Annotated in this window: 17 protein-coding genes; 7 read left to right on the top strand and 10 right to left on the bottom strand. The window is 64.9% G+C overall.

From position 1 onward, the window contains the following. The first annotated feature begins 45 nt into the window (after positions 1-45). Together QFZ30_RS04725 and QFZ30_RS04720 are read left to right on the top strand one after the other, a co-directional pair. The gene (locus tag QFZ30_RS04725) at positions 46-1,728 is read left to right on the top strand and encodes a formate--tetrahydrofolate ligase (RefSeq protein WP_307073949.1); all 1,683 of its coding nucleotides are present in this window, start codon (positions 46-48) and stop codon (positions 1,726-1,728) included. Between the two features lie 440 nt (positions 1,729-2,168). After that, positions 2,169-2,849: a DUF559 domain-containing protein gene (locus QFZ30_RS04720; RefSeq protein WP_307073947.1), complete on the top strand. Its 681-nt coding sequence runs from the start codon at positions 2,169-2,171 to the stop codon at positions 2,847-2,849. Positions 2,850-2,895: 46 nt separating this feature from the next. On the opposite strand, the gene QFZ30_RS04715 is transcribed toward QFZ30_RS04720, so the two are convergent. Beyond that, a complete protein-coding gene (locus QFZ30_RS04715; protein WP_307073945.1) occupies positions 2,896-3,405 on the bottom strand; it encodes a DUF2306 domain-containing protein in 510 nt (169 codons plus the stop codon). A gap of 101 nt (positions 3,406-3,506) precedes the next feature. Between QFZ30_RS04715 and QFZ30_RS04710 the strand changes: the two genes are divergently transcribed. Beyond that, entirely contained in the window at positions 3,507-3,833 is a 327-nt protein-coding gene (locus QFZ30_RS04710) for a MerR family transcriptional regulator (protein ID WP_307073943.1), read from the top strand. A gap of 97 nt (positions 3,834-3,930) precedes the next feature. After that, the gene (locus QFZ30_RS04705; RefSeq protein ID WP_307073941.1) at positions 3,931-4,137 is read left to right on the top strand and encodes a hypothetical protein; all 207 of its coding nucleotides are present in this window, start codon (positions 3,931-3,933) and stop codon (positions 4,135-4,137) included. 186 nt (positions 4,138-4,323) lie between these two features. On the opposite strand, the gene QFZ30_RS04700 is transcribed toward QFZ30_RS04705, so the two are convergent. From QFZ30_RS04700 to glmS, 8 genes are all read right to left on the bottom strand, one after another. Further along, positions 4,324-5,409 (bottom strand): inositol-3-phosphate synthase, encoded by a 1,086-nt coding sequence (locus QFZ30_RS04700; RefSeq protein ID WP_307073939.1) that lies wholly within the window; start codon positions 5,407-5,409, stop codon positions 4,324-4,326. Positions 5,410-5,573: 164 nt separating this feature from the next. After that, positions 5,574-6,614 (bottom strand): L-glyceraldehyde 3-phosphate reductase, encoded by a 1,041-nt coding sequence (mgrA, locus tag QFZ30_RS04695; protein ID WP_307073937.1) that lies wholly within the window; start codon positions 6,612-6,614, stop codon positions 5,574-5,576. Between the two features lie 102 nt (positions 6,615-6,716). After that, on the bottom strand, positions 6,717-8,486 hold the full coding sequence (treZ, locus tag QFZ30_RS04690) for a malto-oligosyltrehalose trehalohydrolase (protein WP_307073936.1): 1,770 nt from the start codon (positions 8,484-8,486) through the stop codon (positions 6,717-6,719). Next, complete coding sequence (treY, locus tag QFZ30_RS04685) at positions 8,483-10,837, bottom strand: malto-oligosyltrehalose synthase (protein WP_307073934.1); 2,355 nt, start codon at positions 10,835-10,837, stop codon at positions 8,483-8,485. Before treY ends, treZ begins: the two co-directional genes overlap by 4 nt. Beyond that, the gene (gene glgX / locus QFZ30_RS04680) at positions 10,834-13,092 is read right to left on the bottom strand and encodes a glycogen debranching protein GlgX (RefSeq protein WP_307073932.1); all 2,259 of its coding nucleotides are present in this window, start codon (positions 13,090-13,092) and stop codon (positions 10,834-10,836) included. Before glgX ends, treY begins: the two co-directional genes overlap by 4 nt. Positions 13,093-13,167: 75 nt before the next feature. Beyond that, complete coding sequence (locus QFZ30_RS04675) at positions 13,168-14,817, bottom strand: NAD(P)H-hydrate epimerase (RefSeq protein ID WP_307073930.1); 1,650 nt, start codon at positions 14,815-14,817, stop codon at positions 13,168-13,170. 34 nt (positions 14,818-14,851) lie between these two features. Then, the gene (locus tag QFZ30_RS04670; protein ID WP_307073928.1) at positions 14,852-15,199 is read right to left on the bottom strand and encodes a holo-ACP synthase; all 348 of its coding nucleotides are present in this window, start codon (positions 15,197-15,199) and stop codon (positions 14,852-14,854) included. 4 nt (positions 15,200-15,203) lie between these two features. Next, positions 15,204-17,096 carry a glutamine--fructose-6-phosphate transaminase (isomerizing) gene (gene glmS, locus QFZ30_RS04665; RefSeq protein ID WP_307073926.1) on the bottom strand — a complete coding sequence of 631 codons (1,893 nt, stop codon included), beginning with the start codon at positions 17,094-17,096 and terminating at the stop codon, positions 15,204-15,206. A 137-nt stretch (positions 17,097-17,233) separates the two neighbouring features. On the opposite strand from glmS, the gene coaA reads away from it, so the two are divergent. From coaA to mscL, 3 genes are all read left to right on the top strand, one after another. Next, positions 17,234-18,199 (top strand): type I pantothenate kinase, encoded by a 966-nt coding sequence (coaA, locus tag QFZ30_RS04660; protein WP_307073924.1) that lies wholly within the window; start codon positions 17,234-17,236, stop codon positions 18,197-18,199. Between the two features lie 5 nt (positions 18,200-18,204). Next, complete coding sequence (locus QFZ30_RS04655) at positions 18,205-19,092, top strand: M15 family metallopeptidase (RefSeq protein ID WP_307073922.1); 888 nt, start codon at positions 18,205-18,207, stop codon at positions 19,090-19,092. Positions 19,093-19,184: 92 nt separating this feature from the next. Then, positions 19,185-19,571 (top strand): large conductance mechanosensitive channel protein MscL, encoded by a 387-nt coding sequence (gene mscL / locus QFZ30_RS04650; RefSeq protein WP_307073920.1) that lies wholly within the window; start codon positions 19,185-19,187, stop codon positions 19,569-19,571. Between the two features lie 73 nt (positions 19,572-19,644). On the opposite strand, the gene glmM is transcribed toward mscL, so the two are convergent. After that, positions 19,645-21,006 carry a phosphoglucosamine mutase gene (gene glmM / locus QFZ30_RS04645; protein WP_307073918.1) on the bottom strand — a complete coding sequence of 454 codons (1,362 nt, stop codon included), beginning with the start codon at positions 21,004-21,006 and terminating at the stop codon, positions 19,645-19,647. Positions 21,007-21,059: the final 53 nt, after the last annotated feature.

The following is a 21,059-nucleotide window of genomic DNA, read 5'->3' as shown; positions in this document are numbered from 1 at the left end:
GCCACCCGCGCCTGCCTGAAGAAGATGCCCTAACAAAGGACAAAGATGTCTGAACGGATTTCCCCGAGCGACCTCGACATCGCCCGCCGGGCCCACATCAGGCCCATCGAGGAAATAGCGGCAGCAGCCGGCATCAATGCCGAGGCGCTGGAACTGTACGGGCGGTTCAAGGCCAAGGTTGATCCGGCGCGTCTGGATGCTCCGGCTCCGGCGGGAAAAGTGGTGCTGGTCTCGGCCATGTCACCTACTCCGGCCGGCGAAGGGAAGTCCACCACCACGGTAGGTCTCGCCGATTCACTGGCCCGGGCAGGCCACAAGGTGATGATCGCGCTGCGGGAACCGTCGCTGGGCCCCATCCTGGGCATGAAAGGCGGTGCAACCGGCGGCGGCTACTCGCAGGTGCTGCCCATGGACGAGATCAACCTGCATTTTACGGGTGACTTCCATGCCGTGACCTCTGCCAACAATGCGCTCATGGCACTCGTGGACAACCATATCTACCAGGGCAACGAGCTGAACATCGATCCCCGGCGCATGACGTTCAAGCGGGTCCTGGACATGAACGACAGGTCGCTGCGGGAGGTGATCATCGGGCTCGGCGGACCCACTCAGGGCGTCCCCCGGCAGGACGGCTTCGACATTACCGTCGCCTCGGAGATCATGGCGGTGTTCTGTCTGGCCACGGGGCTAGCAGACCTCCGTGATCGCCTTGGCAAGATCACCTTCGGCTACACCTACGGCCGGGAGCCCGTCACCGTGGCCGATCTCGGCGTGCAGGGGGCCCTGACCTTGCTCCTCAAGGAAGCCATCAAGCCCAACCTGGTGCAGTCCATCGCCGGCACTCCCGCGCTGGTCCACGGCGGTCCGTTCGCCAACATCGCCCACGGCTGCAACTCGCTGATAGCTACGCAGACAGCGCGCCGGCTCGCAGACATTGTGGTTACCGAGGCCGGCTTCGGCGCGGATCTGGGGGCGGAGAAGTTCATGGACATCAAGGCACGGGTTGAGGACGTGGCGCCGTCGGCCGTGGTGGTGGTGGCCACCGTCCGGGCCCTCAAGATGCACGGTGGCGTGGCCAAGGAACGGCTCACGGAACCGGATCTTCCGGCGCTCCAGGCGGGCGTCGCCAACCTTCGGCGGCACGTGCATAACGTGGAGAAGTTCGGTGTGACCCCCGTGGTGGCCATCAACAGGTTCGGAACGGACACGCAGGAGGAGCTCGACTGGCTGCTGGAGTGGTGCGCGGCAGAAGGAGTCCAGGCCGCCGTCGCGGATGTCTGGGGCCGGGGCGGCGGCGGGGACGGCGGCGATGAGCTGGCGGCCAAGGTGGCCGCTGTGGTCTCCGCGCCCAACAGCTTCAGGCACCTCTATCTGCTCGACCTGCCTGTGGAGGAGAAGATCAGGACCATTGCCCAGGAGATCTACGGCGCCGATGGGGTGGACTTCTCCGTCCCCGCCCTGAAACGGCTGGCCGACATCGAAAAGAACGGCTGGTCCGGCATGCCGGTCTGCATGGCCAAGACCCAGTACTCGTTCAGCGACGACGCCTCCCGGCTGGGCGCACCGAAGGGCTTTACCATTCACGTGCGCGACCTTATCCCCAAGACCGGGGCCGGTTTCATTGTGGCCCTGACCGGGGCCGTGATGACCATGCCTGGCCTGCCTGCCGTTCCCGCGGCAATGCGCATGGACGTGGACGGCGAAGGCAACCCCGTCGGCCTCTCCTGATCCTCCCTCCCCCCGACCCTCTCTCACTCCCTGCCGCATTTCCCGCGACCCTCTCTCACTCCCTGCCGCATTTCCCGCGACCCTCTCTCACTCCCTGCGCAGATCCTCACGCCCTGTGGATAACCTCTGCAGCGCCATCGGGTTTCGGTCACAATGCCAGCATGCAAAAGCGCAAAACTTTGCCAGGGCACCTCGCAACTGGTCCGTTCACATTCGATTCCGCGCGGGCGTCAGGCCTCCCCCCTCATAGGCTCCGACGAAAAGACGTGATTCATGTTGGTCGCGGACTCTACCGCCCGTCGGACTGGAACTTTGAACTGGAGGCTGCCGCAAGGGCGTTGTCTGCCGCATCGCCCGGTGCATGGGTCTCACACGTCACCGCAGCCCGGCTCCGATGCCAGTTACTGCCACCCTGGCTGGCGGACTCGACGGAGCTGCATTTGAGCAAGCCGCGGGCACTGCCCTCGGTGCGCCGCAGGGGCGTACTCGGCCACACGGTACTGGCACGGGAGGATGAAATTGAATCGATCGACGGCATCCGGATCAGCACCCGATCGCGGACGTGGCTGGACATGGCGCGGCGGCTGTCGGTCAGCGATCTCGTCTGCATGGGCGATCAGTTGATCCGCATTCCGCGAGTGGACTTCGAGGGACGGACACACCCGTACGACACCTTGGACGGGCTGCGTTCGCTGGTGGGCCGCCACCCAAACCTTCAAGGTGTGGTGCGCGCCAGGCAAGCGCTGGACCTGATGCGGGTCGGCGCCGATTCCGCACCAGAATCCCTGCTCCGTCTGGCGATGGCCGACGCCGGTCTGCCTGAACCCGACCTTCAACTTGTTTTGCGAGCCGGTGATGCCTTGTCGCCGACCGCCGATCTCGGCTATCGTCATTGGCGCGTGGCTATCCAGTACGACGGCGAACATCACCTTCTGGACGCCCAGGCCCTCAGTGACAGGAGGCGTGACAAGGCGTTCGAGGCGGCTGGCTACACAGTCCTGATACTGCAGAAAGACGATCTTGCTGATGGTTTCCAGCAGGCCGTAGCGCGGATCAAGCGGATAGTCCGCACCGCCGGGCTGGATCATCCCCATAGGTCCGGCTTTGCCGATGCGGGGTGAGAGAGCGCCGCCGCCAAACCTGCAAGGAAGTGAGAGAGGATCGTTCCTAAACCCGCAGGGAATGAGAGAGCATCCGATCCTTCGAACCCTGCGGTGCACCCGTGCGTCCACCCCGCTGGAGCGAAACAAACACCACCGCCACAGTCAGCACCACCAGCCCGGCGACAAACGCCGCGCTGGCCGGGTCCTCCGCGAGGAGCTGCGGAATGGCCCGCCCCGGTACCGCAACGGCAAAAATAAAGGCCACTGCAATGCCGATGTAGCTGCCGATCATGTTGCCCAGATGCGAGGGGATGTTGCGGCGGATGGCGCTGAGAAGGCCAAGGGTGACCGTCACGGTAGTGAAGGCGGACAGCCCGTGCAGCCAGGTGAAGTGCCCGGCCGTAACAATCCAGAAACTGCTGAAGCACACGTAGTACATGGCCGCCACCCACAGGTAGCCCATGGTGCGGTGGATGCGGTCACGGCGTCGGCGAAGGATTTGGAACGGGCCAATCGCGAGTACGAACAGCGCGGCGACCACATGGCTGACTAGCAGTACATTCCAAGGCTCCATAGCCTTAGGATAGAGCCACTATCCAAGTCGCGTATATCAAGATAGCTGGCGCCGGATCCACTATCCAATGGATCCTGGCCTTCCCACGAGGGATAACAAGCATGCAGCTCAAGGAACTGAGCAGCCGAACGGGGGTCTCGACCGCCAGCATCAAGTACTACCTGCGCGAGGGTCTATTGCCGGCCGGTGAGACGGTCCACGCCACCCGGGCCCAGTATTCAGCAAGGCATGTCGAGCGCCTCGAACTGATCCAGGCCCTTCGCCGGATCGTCGGACTGAACATCGAACAGATTCGCGGTCTCCTCAGAATGGCCGACGACGGCGCCCCGCTCCTTGAGCTGTTGGCGGCGGTTCAGCGCGAGGTGCTGGAGCTGGAGCTGGACACTTACGCCACCGTGAGCGGCGGGGGCCCGCACAACGGCGGCTGACGCCGTCGCGCATCTGCGAGGCTGGCCCGACTCCTCAAGCGATGCCCGGAACGCACTGAACGCGCATCTGGAACTGAGGGAAAGCCTCAAAATCCCGGTGTCCGGCGAAGTCTTGAACGTTTACAGCAAGGCCATGGACGACGTCGCCGGGCTCGACATTGCGGCCACGACCGCCCCGGAAACTGTCCACCGGCTCATTCTTACAGCTGCCGTCGGGATGCACATGCACAGCAAGCTGCTGCTCAGGCTCCTCGCCCTTGCGCAGGCCAGCCACGCCATCCGTCGCTATGAGGGGTACGCCTAAAGTGCGACGCTCCCCCATCAAGAGGTGAGAGAGCGTCGCCCCAAAACCCACCAAAGGTGAGAGAGCGTTGGGGAAAAACCCACCGAAAGTGAGAGAGCGTCGCAGGAACGGCAAACGCTCCCCCACCAAAAAGCTGGTGAGAGAGCGTCACGTCAAAACCTGCAGGAAGTGAGAGAGCGTCCGGGGTTAGCGGTCCAGGTCGCCGCGGATGAAGGCCTCCACCTTTTCACGGGCGAGGTCGTCATTGAACTGTTCCGGCGGAGACTTCATGAAGTAGCTGGAAGCGGAAAGAAGCGGGCCACCAATGCCGCGGTCCAGGGCGATCTTCGCAGCGCGGATGGCGTCGATGATCACACCGGCGGAGTTGGGTGAGTCCCAGACTTCCAGCTTGTACTCCAGCGACACCGGGGCGTCACCGAAGTTGCGGCCCTCGAGGCGGACGAAGGCCCATTTGCGGTCGTCGAGCCACTGGACGTAGTCCGACGGGCCGATGTGGACATCCTTGGCGGCCAGCTCGGCCTCCACGTTGGACGTCACGGCCTGGGTCTTGGAGATCTTCTTTGATTCGAGGCGGTCGCGCTCCAGCATGTTCTTGAAGTCCATATTGCCGCCGACGTTCAGCTGGTACGTGCGGTCCAGGGTCACGCCGCGGTCTTCGAAGAGCTTGGCCATGACCCGGTGGGTGATGGTGGCTCCGATTTGGCTCTTGATGTCGTCGCCCACGATCGGCACACCGGCGGCCGTGAACTTGTCAGCCCACGCCTTGGTGCCGGCGATAAAGACCGGCAGCGCGTTGACGAAAGCAACACCGGCATCAATCGCGGCCTGGGCGTAGAACTCTGCAGCTTCCTGCGAACCAACGGGCAGGTAGCAGACCATAACGTCAACGTTGGCATCCTTGAGGGCCTGCACGACGTCGACCGGCTCTTCGGGGGACTGTTCGATGGTTTCAAGGTAGTACTTGCCCAGGCCGTCAAGGGTGTGGCCACGCTGGACCGTCACTCCGGTGGGCGGAACATCCGCGATCTTGATGGTGTTGTTTTCGCTGGCCAGGATGGCGTCCGCGAGGTCAACGCCGACCTTCTTGCCGTCAACGTCAAAGGCGGCAACGAACTGGACGTCGTTGACGTGGTATTTGCCGAACTCCACGTGCATCAGACCCGGGATGGTGGCTTGGGGATCGGCGTCACGGTAGTAGTGCACACCCTGGACGAGCGAGGCGGCGCAGTTACCCACACCAACGATTGCAACACGAATCGGATTTGAAGACACGGAACTCCTTTGAGAACAAACGCCAGCCGCCGGAACAGTCAATACCGGAAAGTACGACGGCGGACACCAGGCACAGCGCCACTCGGCGCCTTTTCATAGTACCCAACTGTGTGGGGGCTGGCCTTGTTCCCGGCCCCCACACAGCCGACGCAGATCGTCATACGTTAGGACTTCTGCGCCCAAAGGTTGATGTCCGACTCCACCGCAAACTCGTCGATGGCTGTCAGTTCCTCTGGAGTGAACTCCAGATTGCTGATGGCGGACAGGGTGTCCTCCAGCTGCCTGACGCTCGAAGCACCCACCAGTGCCGACGTGACCGGCGTGCCCTTCGGCTGGTCACGCAGGATCCAGGCGATGGCCATCTGGGCGAGCGACTGCCCGCGGTCCGCTGCGATCTTGTTCAGGCCGCGGATCCGGTCCAGCTTCTCTTCCGTGATGGCGTCCTCGGACAGGAAGCGGGCCTTCGCCGCACGGGAATCCGCGGGAACGCCGTTCAGGTACCGGTCCGTGAGCATCCCCTGGGCAAGCGGCGAGAACGCGATGGAGCCGGCGCCCACCTGCTCCAGGGCTTCGTAGAGGTTGGGAGTTCCGTTCTCCGTCCAGCGGTTCAGCATGGAGTAGCTGGGCTGGTGGATCAGCAGCGGGGTGCCGAGTTCCTTCAGGATCCGGGCCGCCTCGATGGTCTGTTCAGGCGTGTAGGAGGAGATGCCGGCGTAGAGTGCCTTGCCCGAGCGGACTGCGTAATCCAGGGCGCCCATGGTTTCTTCCATGGGTGTTTCCGGGTCCGGCCGGTGGCTGTAGAAGATGTCCACGTAGTCCAGACCCATCCGCTGCAGGGACTGGTCCAGGCTGGAAATCAGGTACTTGCGGGAGCCCCACTCGCCGTACGGGCCTGGCCACATGTAGTAGCCGGCCTTGGTGGAGATGACCAGTTCATCCCGGTACGGTTTGAAGTCGTCCGCGAGGTGGCGTCCGAAGTTGGTCTCCGCGGAGCCGTCCGGCGGACCGTAGTTATTGGCGAGGTCGAAGTGGTTGACGCCCAGGTCGAAGGCGCGGCGAAGGATGGCGCGCTGTTCATCAAAGCGCTTGTCATCGCCGAAGTTATGCCAGAGGCCAAGCGAGATGGCCGGGAGCTTGAGTCCGCTGCGGCCGACGCGGCGGTATGGCATGGATTCATAGCGGTTTTCCGCAGCAGAATAAGTCATACGTTCCATCCTGCCAGTTGTGATCCGCGCTACACGCCTGAGGCGAAGTGTTACGCCGCGGGCTGACAAAATAGGGCTGACAAAATAGCCCGCGGCGCCACGCTAACCCTTCAGGATGGCCGCGCCCCACGGTGGCAACGTCAGCGCCCCGCCGTCCAGTTTGGTGGCCTCGTCGCTTGAGAGCAGCAGCGTTCCCCGCGCATCCTCAAGGCGGACCTCCTCCTCCGAGAAGTTCAGCAGCACCTCCACGGACCCTCGCCGGAAACGCAGCCAGCCGTCATCGTCATCGAACGAAATCTCAGTGTCAGTGAACCCCAGGCCTGCCAGCTCGGGGTGTTCGCGGCGCAGGGCGGTCAGCGAGCGGTAGAGCTCCAGTAGCCGGGCATGCCCACCGGCAGAGGCCTCGGCCCAGTTGAGTTTGGACCGCCGGAACGTTTCCGGATCCTGCGGATCCGGCACGACGGCGGGATCCCACCCCATCCGTTCGAACTCACGGATCCTGCCCTCCGCCGTCGCCTTGCCCAGTTCAGGCTCGGGGTGGGAGGTGAAGAACTGCCACGGCGTGGAGGCCCCGAATTCCTCGCCCATGAACAGCATGGGCGTAAAGGGCGATGTCAGCGTGAGCACAGCGGCCACGGACAGCGGCCCGTAGGGCAGCGACTGGGAGAGCCTGTCCCCCGTTGCCCGGTTGCCGATCTGGTCATGGTTCTGGTTGCACACCACCAAGGCCTCAGGCTGTACCAGGGAGGTGTTGATGGGCCGCCCGTGATGGCGGCCGCGGAAGCTGGAGTAGCTGCCGTCGTGGAGGAAGCCGTCCCTCAGGACCTTGGCGAGGACGCCCAGCGACGCGAAGTCTTGATAGTAGCCGGTGGTTTCGCCGCTGACATTGACGTGGACGGCATGGTGGAAGTCATCGCTCCACTGTCCGGCCAGCCCGTATCCGTTGGTGTCGCGCGGATAGATCAGGCGGGGATTGTTCAGATCGGATTCGGCGATCAGCGTCTTGGGAAGGCCCGTCTCCGCGGAGATGGCATCACCCAGGGCACCGAACTCTTCCAGGATATGCACCGCGCGCTCGTCCCTCAGCGCGTGGACGGCATCCAGTCGCAGGCCGTCCACGTGGTAGTCACGCAGCCAAAGCGCGGCGTTGTCCAGGATGTATTCGCGGACAACGTCCGAACCCGGCCCATCCAGGTTGACGGAGTCCCCCCAGGTGTTGGCATCGCCCTGCTTGAGGTACGGGCCGAATCTGGAAAGGTAGTTGCCGCTGGGTCCGAGGTGGTTGTAAACCACATCCTGGATGACGCCCATCCCGGCCGCATGGGCGGCGTCCACAAAACGCTGGTAGGCCGCCGGGCCGCCATAGCCTTCATGGACGGCGAACCACTGGACGCCGTCGTAGCCCCAGTTGTGGGTTCCGTTGAACCCGTTGACGGGGAGGAGCTCCACAAAATCGACGCCCAGTTCCGCGAGGTAGCCGAGCTTTTCCGCGGCCGCGTCCAGGGTTCCTTCCGGCGTGAAAGTCCCCACGTGCAGTTCGTAGATGACCGCTCCGCGCAGTTCCTTGCCCTGCCAGCCGGCATCCCTCCACTCATGGGAGGCCGGGCTGTAGGTCCGGGACAACGCATGGACGCCGTCCGGCAGGCGGCGTGACCGGGGGTCCGGCAAAGGATTGCTGTCCCCGTCCAGCAGATAGCCGTAGTCCACCTCCCCGTCAGCAGGCGCGGCTGCAGCCGACCACCAGCCTTCGGCTCCGGGGGCCGGTTCCAGCCGCACCATCGGATACTGCTGCCCGTTAGCGACCAGGGTGACTGATTCGACTCTCGGTGCCCAGAGGTCGAACCGTCCGGAACCGTTGTGTGCCAGGCTCATAAGCTGTCTCCGTTCACGGGCACCAGCAGCGCCACAGGGTAGATCCGCAGGATGTTCTCCACCGGCACCGGCCCGGGACCGAAGCTGTTGCCCGTGAGCTCATCCCGCATCGTGGTACCGAGTTCGACGGCGGTGTCCCTCCAGCCGCCGGCCTGTTCCAGCCCGAAGGGAAGCCTGGTGGCCAGCGTGACAGCGCCCGCCCCGCAGCCGGCATGGGGCGCGCTGGCCTGTATGGGGCCGCGATCAAAGGCCACCAAGTGCTCCGCTGCTGTCCCGGTAGCGTGTACTGGCCAGTAGCCCTGGAACAGCTCGGGCCGGTCACGGCGGAGTCGGAGTGCCCGCGACGTCACCAGCAGTTTGCTGGTCTCGGCCTGGAAGTCCGCCGGCAGTACGCCGTCGTCCAGGTCCGCCAGCGCACCTTCTCGCCGTTCGAAGTCCACGGTCCGCCGGTTGTCCGGATCGGCCAGCGAGCGGTCCCAGAACTCGGTGCCCTGGTAAACGTCCGGGACGCCGGGCATGGTGAGCTGGACCAGCTTGGCAGACAGGGAGTTGGATGCCCCGTGCGGATCGACGCGCGCCACAAAGGCCGTCAGCTCGGTCCTGACCTCAGGATCGTCAAAGACGGCGTCCACCGCCGCCAGCAGTTTCTCTTCGAAGGCGTGGTCCGGGTCAATCCAGTTTGTGGAGTTGCCGGCTTCGCGGGCCGCCTTTTCCGCGTAGCTGCGCAGCCTGCCGCGTCCGGCCGGCCAGGCACCGGCGATAGCCTGCCACAGCAGCGAAGCGAGGGGCCCGTCCGGCAGCGGTGCCAGCTCACGGAGCCGGGCGAGGGTGGCGGACCATTCCGGCACCATCTCGGAAATCACCGAGATCCTGGCGCGGGTGTCCTCACTGCGTTTGGTGTCATGGGTGGTCAACGTGGTCATGGACAGCGGCAAGGCGTCCTGGCGCCGGGCCATCCTGCGGTGGAAATCCCCGGGCGTTAGGGAGAATTCGGTGGGGTCCGCCCCTACCTCGGTCAGGGTCCCCAGGCGGGTGTAGCGGTAGAACGCGGTGTCCTCCACTCCCTTGGCCATCACCATGCCGGAAGTCTGCTGGAACCTGCGCCCCAGCTCCCCGGCCGGATTGTGCAGCAGCGGCAGCAGGACTCCCACAGCCTCCGCGAGGTCCGGTCTTGATTCAGCTGCCGAGTCGCAGGCTTCCTTCAGGACGCCGGCGCCCTCGGGCAGGTAGGTCCGATAGACGGGGAAAGCCGCGATGATCTCCGCCAAGGCCTCAACGGACTGGTCTTCGGTCAGCCCCGTGTCCTCGGGGAGAAGGCGCGCCAGGCGGCGGATCTCCGAGTGCAGGATCCCGTCCTCCATGTCCCGTTTGGTGCCGTGGATCATGTCCGCGTAGTCCGCAGGGCTCTGGCTTCCCCGCAGGCGTGAATCCAGGCGCGTCAGGGGCACCTGTCCCTTGGGATCCACAAAGAGGCGGTCAACGTCGGCCAAGGCGTCGTAGCCGGTGGTTCCTTCGCATTCGAAGTCCGGAGGCAGGTCCTCGCCCGACTCCAGGATCTTTTCGACCAGGATGTACGCTCCGCCGCTGATCTCCTTGAGCCGGTGCAGGTATCCGGCAGGGTCCGCCAAGCCGTCCGGGTGGTCCACGCGCAAGCCGTCCACCAGTCCCTCGCGGAACCAGCGGGCCACCTCGGCGTGGGCCTCGTCAAAGACCCAGGGGATTTCCACCCGGATGCCCGCCAGGGTGTTGACCGCAAAAAAACGCCGGTAGTTCAGTTCATCGTCGGCACGGCGCCAGGCCACCAGCTCATAGTGCTGCCGGTCATGGACAGCCCTCGGCGAATCACCGTCCGAATAGGTTCCCTCGGCGAGCGGAAAGCGGTGCCCGTAGTATCTGAGCTCGCCCTCCTTGATTTCCAGCTGGTCCACGTCGTCATCGCTGCCCAGCACTGGGATCCGGAGCCGGCCCCCGCCGAAGTCCCAGTCGACGTCGAACGCCTCGGCATAGCGCGAGGCGCGGCCTTCCCTAAGCAGCGACCACCACCAGGGGTTCTGCGGCGGGGAGGCCACCCCCACGTGGTTGGGCACGATGTCCACCAGCACGCCCATGCCATGCTCCCGGGCAGTTTTGGAGAGCGCCAGCAGGCCTTCCGCACCGCCCCGGTCCGGGTCCACGGAAGAGGGATCAGTCACGTCGTAGCCGTGATCGGATCCATGCTCGGCCGTCAGGATGGGCGAAAGGTAGATCCAGTCCACGCCGAGGGACTTCAGGTAGGGCACCTTGTCAGCAGCGTCAAAGAGCGTGAAGCCACGGCGGATCTGGAGCCGGTAGGTGGAGGCCGGAACCCTCACTTTTTCGCGTCCTTCCGGGCTGGCTTGACCTTCTTGGTGTGCGCCGGTTCGGGGACGATCGGTGTGGTCAGCGCTTCGGTCTCACTGGTGGTGGTCTGCGACAACGCCGCGAGCGAGGCCGCAACGGAGTGGTCCGGCTCGACTTCCGGGGTGCTGTGGGCGCGGAGCACCACGAGGGATTTGGCGTCCACGGGCAGGACGCCGCCAGCCGCGACGGGCTCGGTGTCCGCGTTGTGGCCGGCGGTATCAATGATGATGTCCCATGCCGGGGCGTGTTCGTCGGAGGGCAGTTTGAACTTAACCTCCTCGGTGTCCGCGTTAAAGTACAGCACGAAGTTGACGTCGGTGATCCTCCGGCCGCGCTCGTCCCGGCCCTGTATGCCGTCACCGTTGAGGAATACGCCGAAGGACCGCCCCAGGCCACTATCCCAGTCATCCGGCGTCATGGTGGAACCGTCGACGTCCAGCCATTCGATGTCCGGAAGCCTTTCCCCTTCGCCGCGGCGCACCGGCCTGCCGTCGAAGAATTTGCTGCGGCGGAACGTCGGATGCTTGTGCCTGAGTGCGTTGACGGCGGCCGTGAACTCCACGAGCGGCTGGTCAACGCTGTCCCAGTTGATCCAGGTCAGCTCGGAGTCCTGGCAATAGCCGTTGTTGTTGCCCTGCTGGGTGCGGCCCAGTTCGTCGCCGTGCACCAGCATGGGGACACCCTGGGACAGCAGCAGCGAAGCGATGAAGTTGCGCTGCTGGCGTGCGCGGAGGTTCAAGACCTTGGGATCGTCCGTGGGGCCTTCGGCGCCGCAGTTCCAGGAGCGGTTGTGCGATTCGCCGTCGTTGTTGCCCTCGCCGTTGGCTTCGTTGTGTTTCTCGTTGTAGGACACCAGGTCCGACAGGGTGAAGCCGTCGTGGGCCGTGACGAAGTTGATCGAGGCCACCGGCCGGCGCCCGGAGTGCTCGTAGAGGTCCGCGGAGCCGGTGATCCTCGAGGCGAATTCGCCCAGCGTAGCCGGTTCGCCCCGCCAGAAGTCGCGGACGGTATCGCGGTACTTGCCGTTCCATTCGGTCCACTGCGGCGGAAAGTTTCCCACCTGGTAGCCGCCGGGGCCAACATCCCAGGGCTCGGCAATGAGCTTCACCTGGGAGACTACGGGATCCTGCTGGATGAGTTCGAAGAAGGTGGACAGCTTGTCCACGTCATAGAATTCGCGGGCCAGGGTGGAGGCGAGGTCGAAACGGAAGCCGTCCACATGCATTTCGGTGACCCAGTAGCGCAGGGAATCCATGAGCAGCTGCAGGGAGTGGGGGTGGCGGACGTTGAGCGAGTTGCCGGTGCCCGTGTAGTCCATATAGTGCTTCTTGTCGCCGTCCATGAGGCGGTAATAGGCAGCATTGTCAATGCCCTTGAAGGAAAGCGTGGGTCCCAGATGGTTGCCCTCGGCGGTGTGATTGTAGACCACGTCAAGGATGACTTCGATACCCGCCCGGTGCAGGGACCGGACCATGGCCTTGAAGTCCTGCACCTGCTGGCCGGCGTCCCCCGTGGAGCTGTAGCTGTTGTGCGGGGCGAAGAAGCCGATGGTGTTGTAGCCCCAGTAGTTGCTGAGGCCCTTGTCTTGCAGAATGCCGTCGTTGACGAACTGGTGCACCGGCATAAGCTCGATCGCGGTGACGCCAAGTTTCTGCAAGTGGGAAATGATGGAGGGATGGGCCACCCCGGCGTAGGTGCCGCGCTGATCCTCCGGAACCTCCGGGTGCAGCTTGGTCAGGCCCTTGACGTGGGCCTCATAGATCACTGACTTGTGGTACGGGACGCGGAGGGCGTGGTCCCCGTCCCAGTCGAAGAACGGGTTGATCACCACGCCCATCATCATGTGCGGTGCGGAGTCCGCGTCGTTGCGGGAGTCGGGGTCGCCCATGTTGTAGGAGAAGAGCGCCGGGTCCCAGTCGATCTGGCCGTGAACGGCCTTGGCATACGGGTCCAGCAGCAGCTTGTTCGGGTTGAAGCGGTTGCCGGAGGCAGGATCGTAAGGCCCGTGGACCCGATACCCGTATTTCTGCCCGGGCTGGATCTGCGGAAGGTAGCAGTGCCACACATAGCCGTCCACCTCATGGAGCTGAATGCGGGTCTCCGCCCCTTCGTCGTCAAAGAGGCACAGTTCCACCTTTTCGGCCTTCTCACTGAACAGTGCGAAGTTGGTGCCTGTTCCATCGAAAGTGGCGCCCAAGGGGTAAGCCGATCCGGGCCAGATTTCCATGCGTGCTCCTTGTTGTTGTTCGCCAGCAGGGCACCGAAACGCTTCCGATCCCCGCCGCCGATACAGAACCTATGCCTACCGTAACGGGTGGGGATGACTATTACGTTCCTGAGCCAACCGAATACTAAGCGTGCTTACTTTACCCCAAACCTCGGGCAGTACGTCCGCGATGCGCCCGGCTGTCAGCGGTCCGCCAGCCGAGGCAGTGGTCCCCGCAAGGCCGTGGAGGCTGGCTGCCAGGGCGGCAATGGCGGCCCAGCGTTCGTCGGGATCGATGCCCGCGTCACGGAAGCGTCCGACGTCGGAACCCAGCTGTGCGAGCAGCGCACCGATGATTCCGGCCAGGACGTCGCCGCTGCCGGCAGAAGCGAGCCAGGGCACGCCGTCCGCCTGGCTGTAGAAATCCTGGAAGGGGGACGCCACCAGCGTAGTGGCGCCTTTCAGCAGGACGGTGGCCTCAGTCAGCCCGGCAGCGTACCGGACAGCGCCCAGAGTGTGCGCTTCAACCGCGGCACGGTCTGCGCCCTGGCCGAAGGCCGGGCTCTCCGCGGCCGGGCTCTCCGTGAACCTGCTGTCCGCGGCCGAACCGTCCGGGATGGAGCGCAGCCGCTCCAGCAGGGACGCGAGCTCGCCGGCATGGGGGGTGAGCACCACGTGCGGAGCCAAGACGGCGGGCAAAGCTGGAAGAGCACCGGCATCAGCGATGACAGGCAGGCCGGACTCCACAGCGTCCCGTGCGCGTTGGAGCTGTTCTGCGTCGCTGGGGCCCATTCCGGAACCCACCAGCCAGGCCTGGACGTGGGTGTCAGCCACCGAACTGGCACTGCACACCACCTCGGGACATGATTGCCGCACTGCCTGGGCCGCCTCGGGCGGGCCCAGGTAGCGCACCATTCCCACCCCGGCGGCAAGCGCACCGCGGCAGGCCAGCACCGCAGCACCGGGATAGTCGGCTGATCCTGCCACCACGCCCAGCACCCCGCGCGAATACTTGTGTGAGCGCCGTCCCGGCCGCGGCAGCAGCCGGAACAGGTCTCCGGCTTCAAACCTCCGCAACGCCGGCCAAGGGAGGTTCTCCTCGATGCCGATCGGCACCACGTGGACACGCCCTGCATGGTCCGCCCCCGGGTCGGCCAGCAGTCCGGCCTTGGCCGCGCCGAAAGTGACGGTCAGGTCCGCAGACAGTACGGGCGCGTGTACTTCGCCGGTGTCAGCATCCATGCCGCTGGGGACGTCACAGGCAACAACCAGGCTCCCGCCAAGTCCAGAGTACAGAAGCCTGCCCGCCAGGGCGGCGGCCGTTCCGCGGAGGCCGCCCTTTGCGCCCGTCCCCAGAACGGCGTCAATGACGACGTCGGCACGCGCCACTTCGGCGGTCAGCCGGTTAAGCGTGGAGTCGGTCAGGATATGCACCCGGCCGCCGGCACGTTCAAAGGCGGCCAATGCCTCAGGGTGTGCCGCACCGCCGGTGAGCACCGCCGTCGTACGCACTCCCCGGGCCGCCAGCAACGCGGCGGCAAAGAGGCCGTCGCCTCCGTTGTTGCCCTTGCCGGCGAGAACGGCCACGCTGGCGCCATAGAGTTTCCGTCCGCGGGCCTGCAGCTCGCGGATCACGGCGTTGGCGAGCCCCTGGGAGGCGCGCTGCATCAGGACAGCGCCCATACCGGCAGCCAGGAGCGGCTCTTCGGCCGCCCTGATCTGGGTTCCGGTGTAGGCGCTGATCATGGTGTCAGGTCCGCGGGCAGGCTCAGCTTCGGGCTCAGCCTTCCGCCAGGACCGTGGCGGTGGCGATCCCGCCGTCGTGGCTCATGGACAGGTGCCAGCGCTTGACGCCCTTGGCCTCGGCTACGGCAAGCACCGTGCCTTTGACCTGGATGGTGGGGCCGTTGTGGTCCAGGCCGATCCAGCAGTCCTGCCAGTTCATGCCGGCAGGTGCGCCCAGAACCTTTGCCACCGCTTCCTTGGCAGCGAACCGCGCGGCAAGGGAACGGGTGTTCAGCTCCCGCTCGGCGAGCACAAACAGCCGGTCACGCAGCCCGGGGGTGCGCTCCAACTGCCGGCCGAACCGGTCGATGTCTACAACGTCTACGCCTATGCCAACAATCATGCGGCTATTCTACGGTCACGCTCTTGGCCAGGTTGCGAGGCTGGTCCACGTCGTAGCCCTTGGCCGAGGCAAGTTCCAGGGCGAAGATCTGCAGCGGCACCGTGGTCAGCAGCGGCATCAGCAGCGTGGGAGTCTCCGGCACATAGAAGACGTGTTCGGCGTAGGCCTTCACGTCCTCGTCGCCCTCCTCAGCGACAACCAGCGTCCGGGCGCCACGCGCGCGGACCTCCTGGATGTTACTGACCACCTTGGAGTGCAGCGAATCCCGGCCGCGCGGCGACGGGACCACCACGAACACCGGCTGGCCTTCCTCGATCAGCGCGATGGGGCCGTGCTTCAGCTCGCCGGCAGCGAAGCCTTCGGCGTGGATGTAGGCGATTTCCTTGAGCTTCAGCGCGCCTTCCAAGGCCACGGGGTAACCCACGTGTCGTCCCAGGAACAGGACGGACTTCTCGTCCTTCATGCTGCGGGCCAACTCGCGGAGCGGACCGGAGTTGTCCAGAATGGTCTGGATCTTCGCGGGGATCTTTGACAGGTCGGCCAGGACGTCCTTGATCTGCCCGGAGAAGATGTTGCCGCGCAGCTGTGCCAAGTACAGGCCCAGCAGGTAAGCAGCGGTGATCTGGGCCAGGAAGGCCTTGGTGGAGGCCACCGCGATTTCCGGACCGGCGTGCGTGTACAGCACCGCATCTGATTCCCGCGGGATGGTGGACCCGTTGGTGTTGCAGATCGAGATGGTCTTGGCGCCCTGTTCCTTCGCGTAGCGAACAGCCATCAGCGTGTCCATGGTTTCCCCGGACTGGCTGATGGAGACAACAAGCGTGTTGCTGTCCAGGATGGGGTCGCGGTAGCGGAACTCGTGTGCCAGCTCCACTTCCGTGGGGATCCGGCACCAGTTCTCGATGGCATACTTGGCCACGGTGCCGGCATAGGCAGCTGTGCCGCAGGCGAGGACGATGATCTTGTTGACCTGCTTCAGCTGCTCAACATCGATCCGGAGCTCGTCCAGGGTCAGCCTGCCGTTGATGTCCGAACGGCCCAGCAGCGTCTGCGCCACTGCGTCGGGCTGGTCGTTGATCTCCTTTGCCATAAAGGAACTGAAGCCGCCCTTTTCCGCCGATTCGGGATCCCAGTCCACGTGGTATTCCTTGCCCTCGGCCGGGGCCCCGTAGAAGTCGGTGATCTCCACCGTGTCGGCGGTGATGGTGACAATCTGGTCCTGGCCCAGTTCCACGGCACGTCGGGTGTAGTCGATGAAGCCGGAGACGTCCGAGCCTAGGAAGTTCTCGCCCTCGCCCAGGCCAACCACCAAAGGTGAGTTGCGGCGGGCCGCGACCACAACATCGGGCTGGTCCGCGTGCACCGCCAGCAGGGTGAATGCGCCCTCAAGGCGCTGGCAGGCGAGCTGCATGGCCTTGGCCAGGCCGCCGTCGCTCACGTCGCCGTTCAGTTTGGTGCGGAAAATATCGCCAAGCAGTGCCGCAGCGACCTCGGTGTCCGTTTCGGAGGCGAACGTGACGCCCTTGGCCAGCAGCTCCCGCTTCAGCTCCGCGAAGTTCTCGATGATGCCGTTGTGGATCAGGGCCAGCTTGCCGCCGTCGGACAGGTGCGGGTGCGCATTCTGGTCCGTGGGCCCGCCATGCGTGGCCCAGCGGGTGTGCCCGATGCCGGTGAACGTCTCGGGCAGCGGTCGCGCCTCAAGTTCAGCGAGCAGATTGCTCAGCTTCCCGGACTTCTTACGGGACGAGATCACGCCGTCGGCAATAACGGCGACCCCCGCGGAGTCGTACCCCCGGTACTCCAGGCGGCGCAAACCCTCAAGAACAACATCCAGCGCACTGTGACCGGCATTTCCATGACCATCCGAGCGGCCTACATATCCTACGATTCCACACATAGGGTCAAGACTATCCGGAGCCGGGTTGAGATCTAAACTGAACCCGGGGCGGCAGCGAGCTTAACGTTGACGCATCCGCAGCGGATGGGCAGGTCGCGCATTTCGCTCTCGGCCGTGTGAAGGGCAGAATCTCTAAAGTGACTTTGCAACGCAATGAAGCGAACGGCGAGGGTGTCTCCCCGTTCGTGGAGCTGGACCGGCAGACCTGGTCCCGGCTCGCAGCCCAGATGGAACAGCCTCTCAACGAAGAGGACATTGTCCGTCTGCGCGGCCTCGGCGATCCCCTGGACATGAAGGAGGTCCGGGAGGTCTACCTGCCGCTCTCCCGGCTGCTTCACCTGTACGTGGAGGCCTCCCACCAGCTTCATTCGGCCACCACCACGTTCCTTGGCGAGAAAACGCAGCGCACACCTTTTGTCATCGGCGTGGCCGGATCGGTGGCGGTAGGCAAGTCCACCATCGCCCGTGTGCTCCGGGAGATGCTGCGGCGCTGGCCCGGCACCCCCAACGTGGAGCTCATCACCACCGACGGCTTCCTGTACCCCCTTGCCGAGCTGAAGCGGCGCCAGTTGCTGGAGCGCAAGGGCTTTCCGGAGTCCTATGACCGCCGTGCACTGCTGCGCTTTGTCAGCGAGATCAAGGGCGGCGCCGAGGAAGTCCGGGCGCCCTGGTACTCCCACGTCACTTACGACATTGTTCCCGGCAAGGAAGTGGTGGTCCGCCGTCCGGATGTCCTGATTGTCGAAGGCCTGAACGTCCTGGCACCTGCCCGCCCCCGGCACGACGGCAAGCAGGGCCTCGCGCTGAGCGACTTCTTCGACTTCTCCATCTACGTGGACGCCCCGACTTCCTATATCGAAGAGTGGTACGTGGACCGCTTCCGCAAGCTCCAAAGCACGGCGTTCGCGCAGCCGGAGTCCTATTTCCACCGCTATGCCACGCTGTCCGCTGCCGAGGCCGAAAGCACCGCGCGGGACATCTGGAAGCGCATCAATGAACCCAACCTGGAGGAAAACGTGCTGCCCACCAGGGGGCGCGCCCAGCTGGTGCTGTCCAAGGACGCCGACCATTCCATCCGCCGCATGCTCCTTCGGAAGGTCTAGCACGCGTGTGCTACGACTGCGCTGCGGTTAAGGGAACCCCGTCGGCGGAGACCAGCCGGCGCAGCTTCACACGTTTCCTCGCCGCCGGGGCGGGACTGACTGTCCTGACAGCGTGCACGCCGGACGTCCCGTCCCAAGTGGCGCCGTCGTCGTCGGCTACCACTGCTACGTCCGTGACGTCCGCGTCCTCCTCCCCCGTTGCGGCCCCCACCACGGAAAGCCCGACGCCGGCTGGACCGTCCCCGACGCAGCTTCCGGCGCCGCCGTCGGCAGCTGCCGCGCTGCCCCGCAAGTCTTCCCTGACGGATCCTGCCAGCCCCTGGCTGGTGGTCAACAAGCACCGCCCGCTGGCTCCGGCCGACTACATGCCGGCGGACCTGGTCCAGCCCAATATCGCGCTGGCGGTTTCCGGTGAAGCTGCCCTGTTGAACAGCACGACGGCGGCGGCCGCGGAGACGATGTTCGCTGCGGCGGCTCAGGAAGGTGTGGCGATGACGCTGGCGAGCGGCTACCGCTCCTATGGCACCCAGGTGTCCACCTATGCCGGCTACGTGGCGGCGCGTGGCCAGGCTGATGCCGATACCGCCAGTGCCCGGCCGGGATATTCGGAGCACCAGACCGGCTGGGCCTTTGATATCGGCGACGGCGGCGGGGCCTGCAGTTTCCAGCCCTGCTTCGCGGAGCAGCCGGCAGCTGTCTGGGCGAAAGCGAACGGGCACCGGTTCGGGTTTGTGGTCAGGTACCCGTGGATGTTCCACCCGATCACCGGGTATTACTACGAACCGTGGCACCTGCGCTACATCGGGGTGGAAGCAGCCACCGACATGTCGAACCGGGGCATCAACACGGTGGAAGAGTACTTCGGAGTGGAAGCAGCGCCGGGGTATCCCTGAACGAAGAGTGGGCAGGCCTAGTTCCCGACACTACGCCGGGGAGTTACGCCAATGACACAGCCTGTTCACGAGGTTCGGCTAGCGTGGTTGTCATGCTGACAGGATTCAAGAATTTCATCATGAAGGGCAACGTCGTAGACCTTGCCGTCGCCGTTGTGATGGGTGCCGCATTCAGCGCCGTCGTGACCTCAATCGTCGAAGGCCTGCTCACGCCCCTGATCGGACGACTGTTCAGCGCCAAGGGCATGGCCGAAATGCAGTGGGAGGGATTCATGTACGGGTCCGTCATCTCCTCCATCATTTCGTTCCTGCTGGTGGCCGCCTCTATCTACTTCGTGGTGGTGCTTCCCATGAACCACATGATCGAGCTCCGCAACCGCAAGCTGGGGATCAACAAGGACGTCAAGGAGGAGGCTGACGAAGACCCGCAGATCGCCCTCCTCACCGAGATCAGGGACGCTCTGAACCGCACGCGCTAAATCCCTATACCGATCCAGAAAAGAATGGTCCGCCTCCAGACGGAGGCGGGCCATTTCTATTGACGGTTCCGGCTCACTCGGCGACAAGCTCCAGGGCAAGCTCGGTCCGGACAATCTGGGCAAGGCGTTCAGCGATGGATTCCGCTGTGGCCGCATCGCCGGCCTCCACCATGACGCGCACCACGGGCTCAGTGCCGGACGGACGCAGCAGGACCCGTCCCGTGTCGCCCAGTTCGGCCTCAGCGGCCGTCACAGCCTTCGCCAGCGCGTCCGAGCTGCCGACGCGCGTGCGGTCCACTCCCCGGACGTTGATCAGTACCTGCGGGAGCTTGGTCATCACGGTGGCCAACTGCTTCAGCGGGCGGCCCGTCAGGGCGATCTGCGCTGCCAACTGAAGGCCGGTCAGCACACCGTCCCCCGTAGTGGCGTAGTCGGCGAAGATCACGTGGCCGGACTGTTCGCCGCCGAGGTTGAAGCCGCCGTCGCGCATTTCTTCCAGGACGTAGCGGTCCCCCACCGCCGTTTCACGGATGCTGATGCCCGCCTTGCGGAGGGCGATCTTGAGCCCGAGGTTGCTCATGACGGTGGCCACCAGGACGTCGTCGACGAGCTTGCCGGAGGCCTTCAGTGCCACGGCCAGGATGGCCATGATCTGATCGCCGTCCACCTCGTTGCCTTCGTGGTCCACGGCGAGGCAACGGTCGGCGTCGCCGTCGTGGGCAACCCCCAGGTCTGCTCCGTGCTTCAATACCGCAGCCTTGAGGGGGCCCAGGTGGGTGGAACCTACGCCTTCGTTGATGTTGTGTCCGTCGGGCTCGGCGCCGATGACCACGACGTCGGCGCCCGCGTCCTTGAAGACCTGCGGTGAGCAGCCGCTGGCAGCGCCGTGGGCGCAGTCCAGGACCACCTTCAGCCCCTCCAGGCGGTGCGGAAGGGTTCCCAGCAGGTGGACGATGTAGCGGTCTTCAGCGTCAGAGAAGCGCTGGATGCGGCCCACGTCCCCGCCGACGGGCCGGGTCGGCTCCTTGCCCATCTGTTCCTCGATGGCATTCTCGACGTGGTCGGGGAGCTTCCGGCCACCGCGGGCGAAGAACTTGATGCCGTTATCCGGCGCCGGGTTGTGCGACGCCGAGATCATGACGCCGAAGTCGGCATCGAGGTCGGCCACGAGGTAGGCCGCTGCCGGCGTCGGGAGGACGCCCGCGTCGTAGACGTCGATGCCAGAGCTTGACAGCCCCGCCTCAACGGCGGCGGCAATGAACTCACCGCTGGCGCGGGGATCACGCGCCACCACGGCACGGGGCCGGGTCCTGTCGGTGTTGCGGTCATGGCCAAGCACGACGGCGGCCGCCTGGGCCAGCTGCATTGCCAGCTCCGCCGTCAACAGGCCGTTAGCCAGGCCCCGGACACCATCTGTTCCAAATAATCTAGACATCGGGTCAAGTGTAGGCGATGGAGGCCGAGAGGCCTGAAACGGCCGGTCAGCTG

The organism is Arthrobacter pascens (assembly GCF_030815585.1).
GTDB classification, from domain to species: domain Bacteria; phylum Actinomycetota; class Actinomycetes; order Actinomycetales; family Micrococcaceae; genus Arthrobacter; species Arthrobacter pascens_A.
Note: the sequence above shows the minus strand (reverse complement) of the source record. Positions and strands in the feature narration are given on the sequence as shown.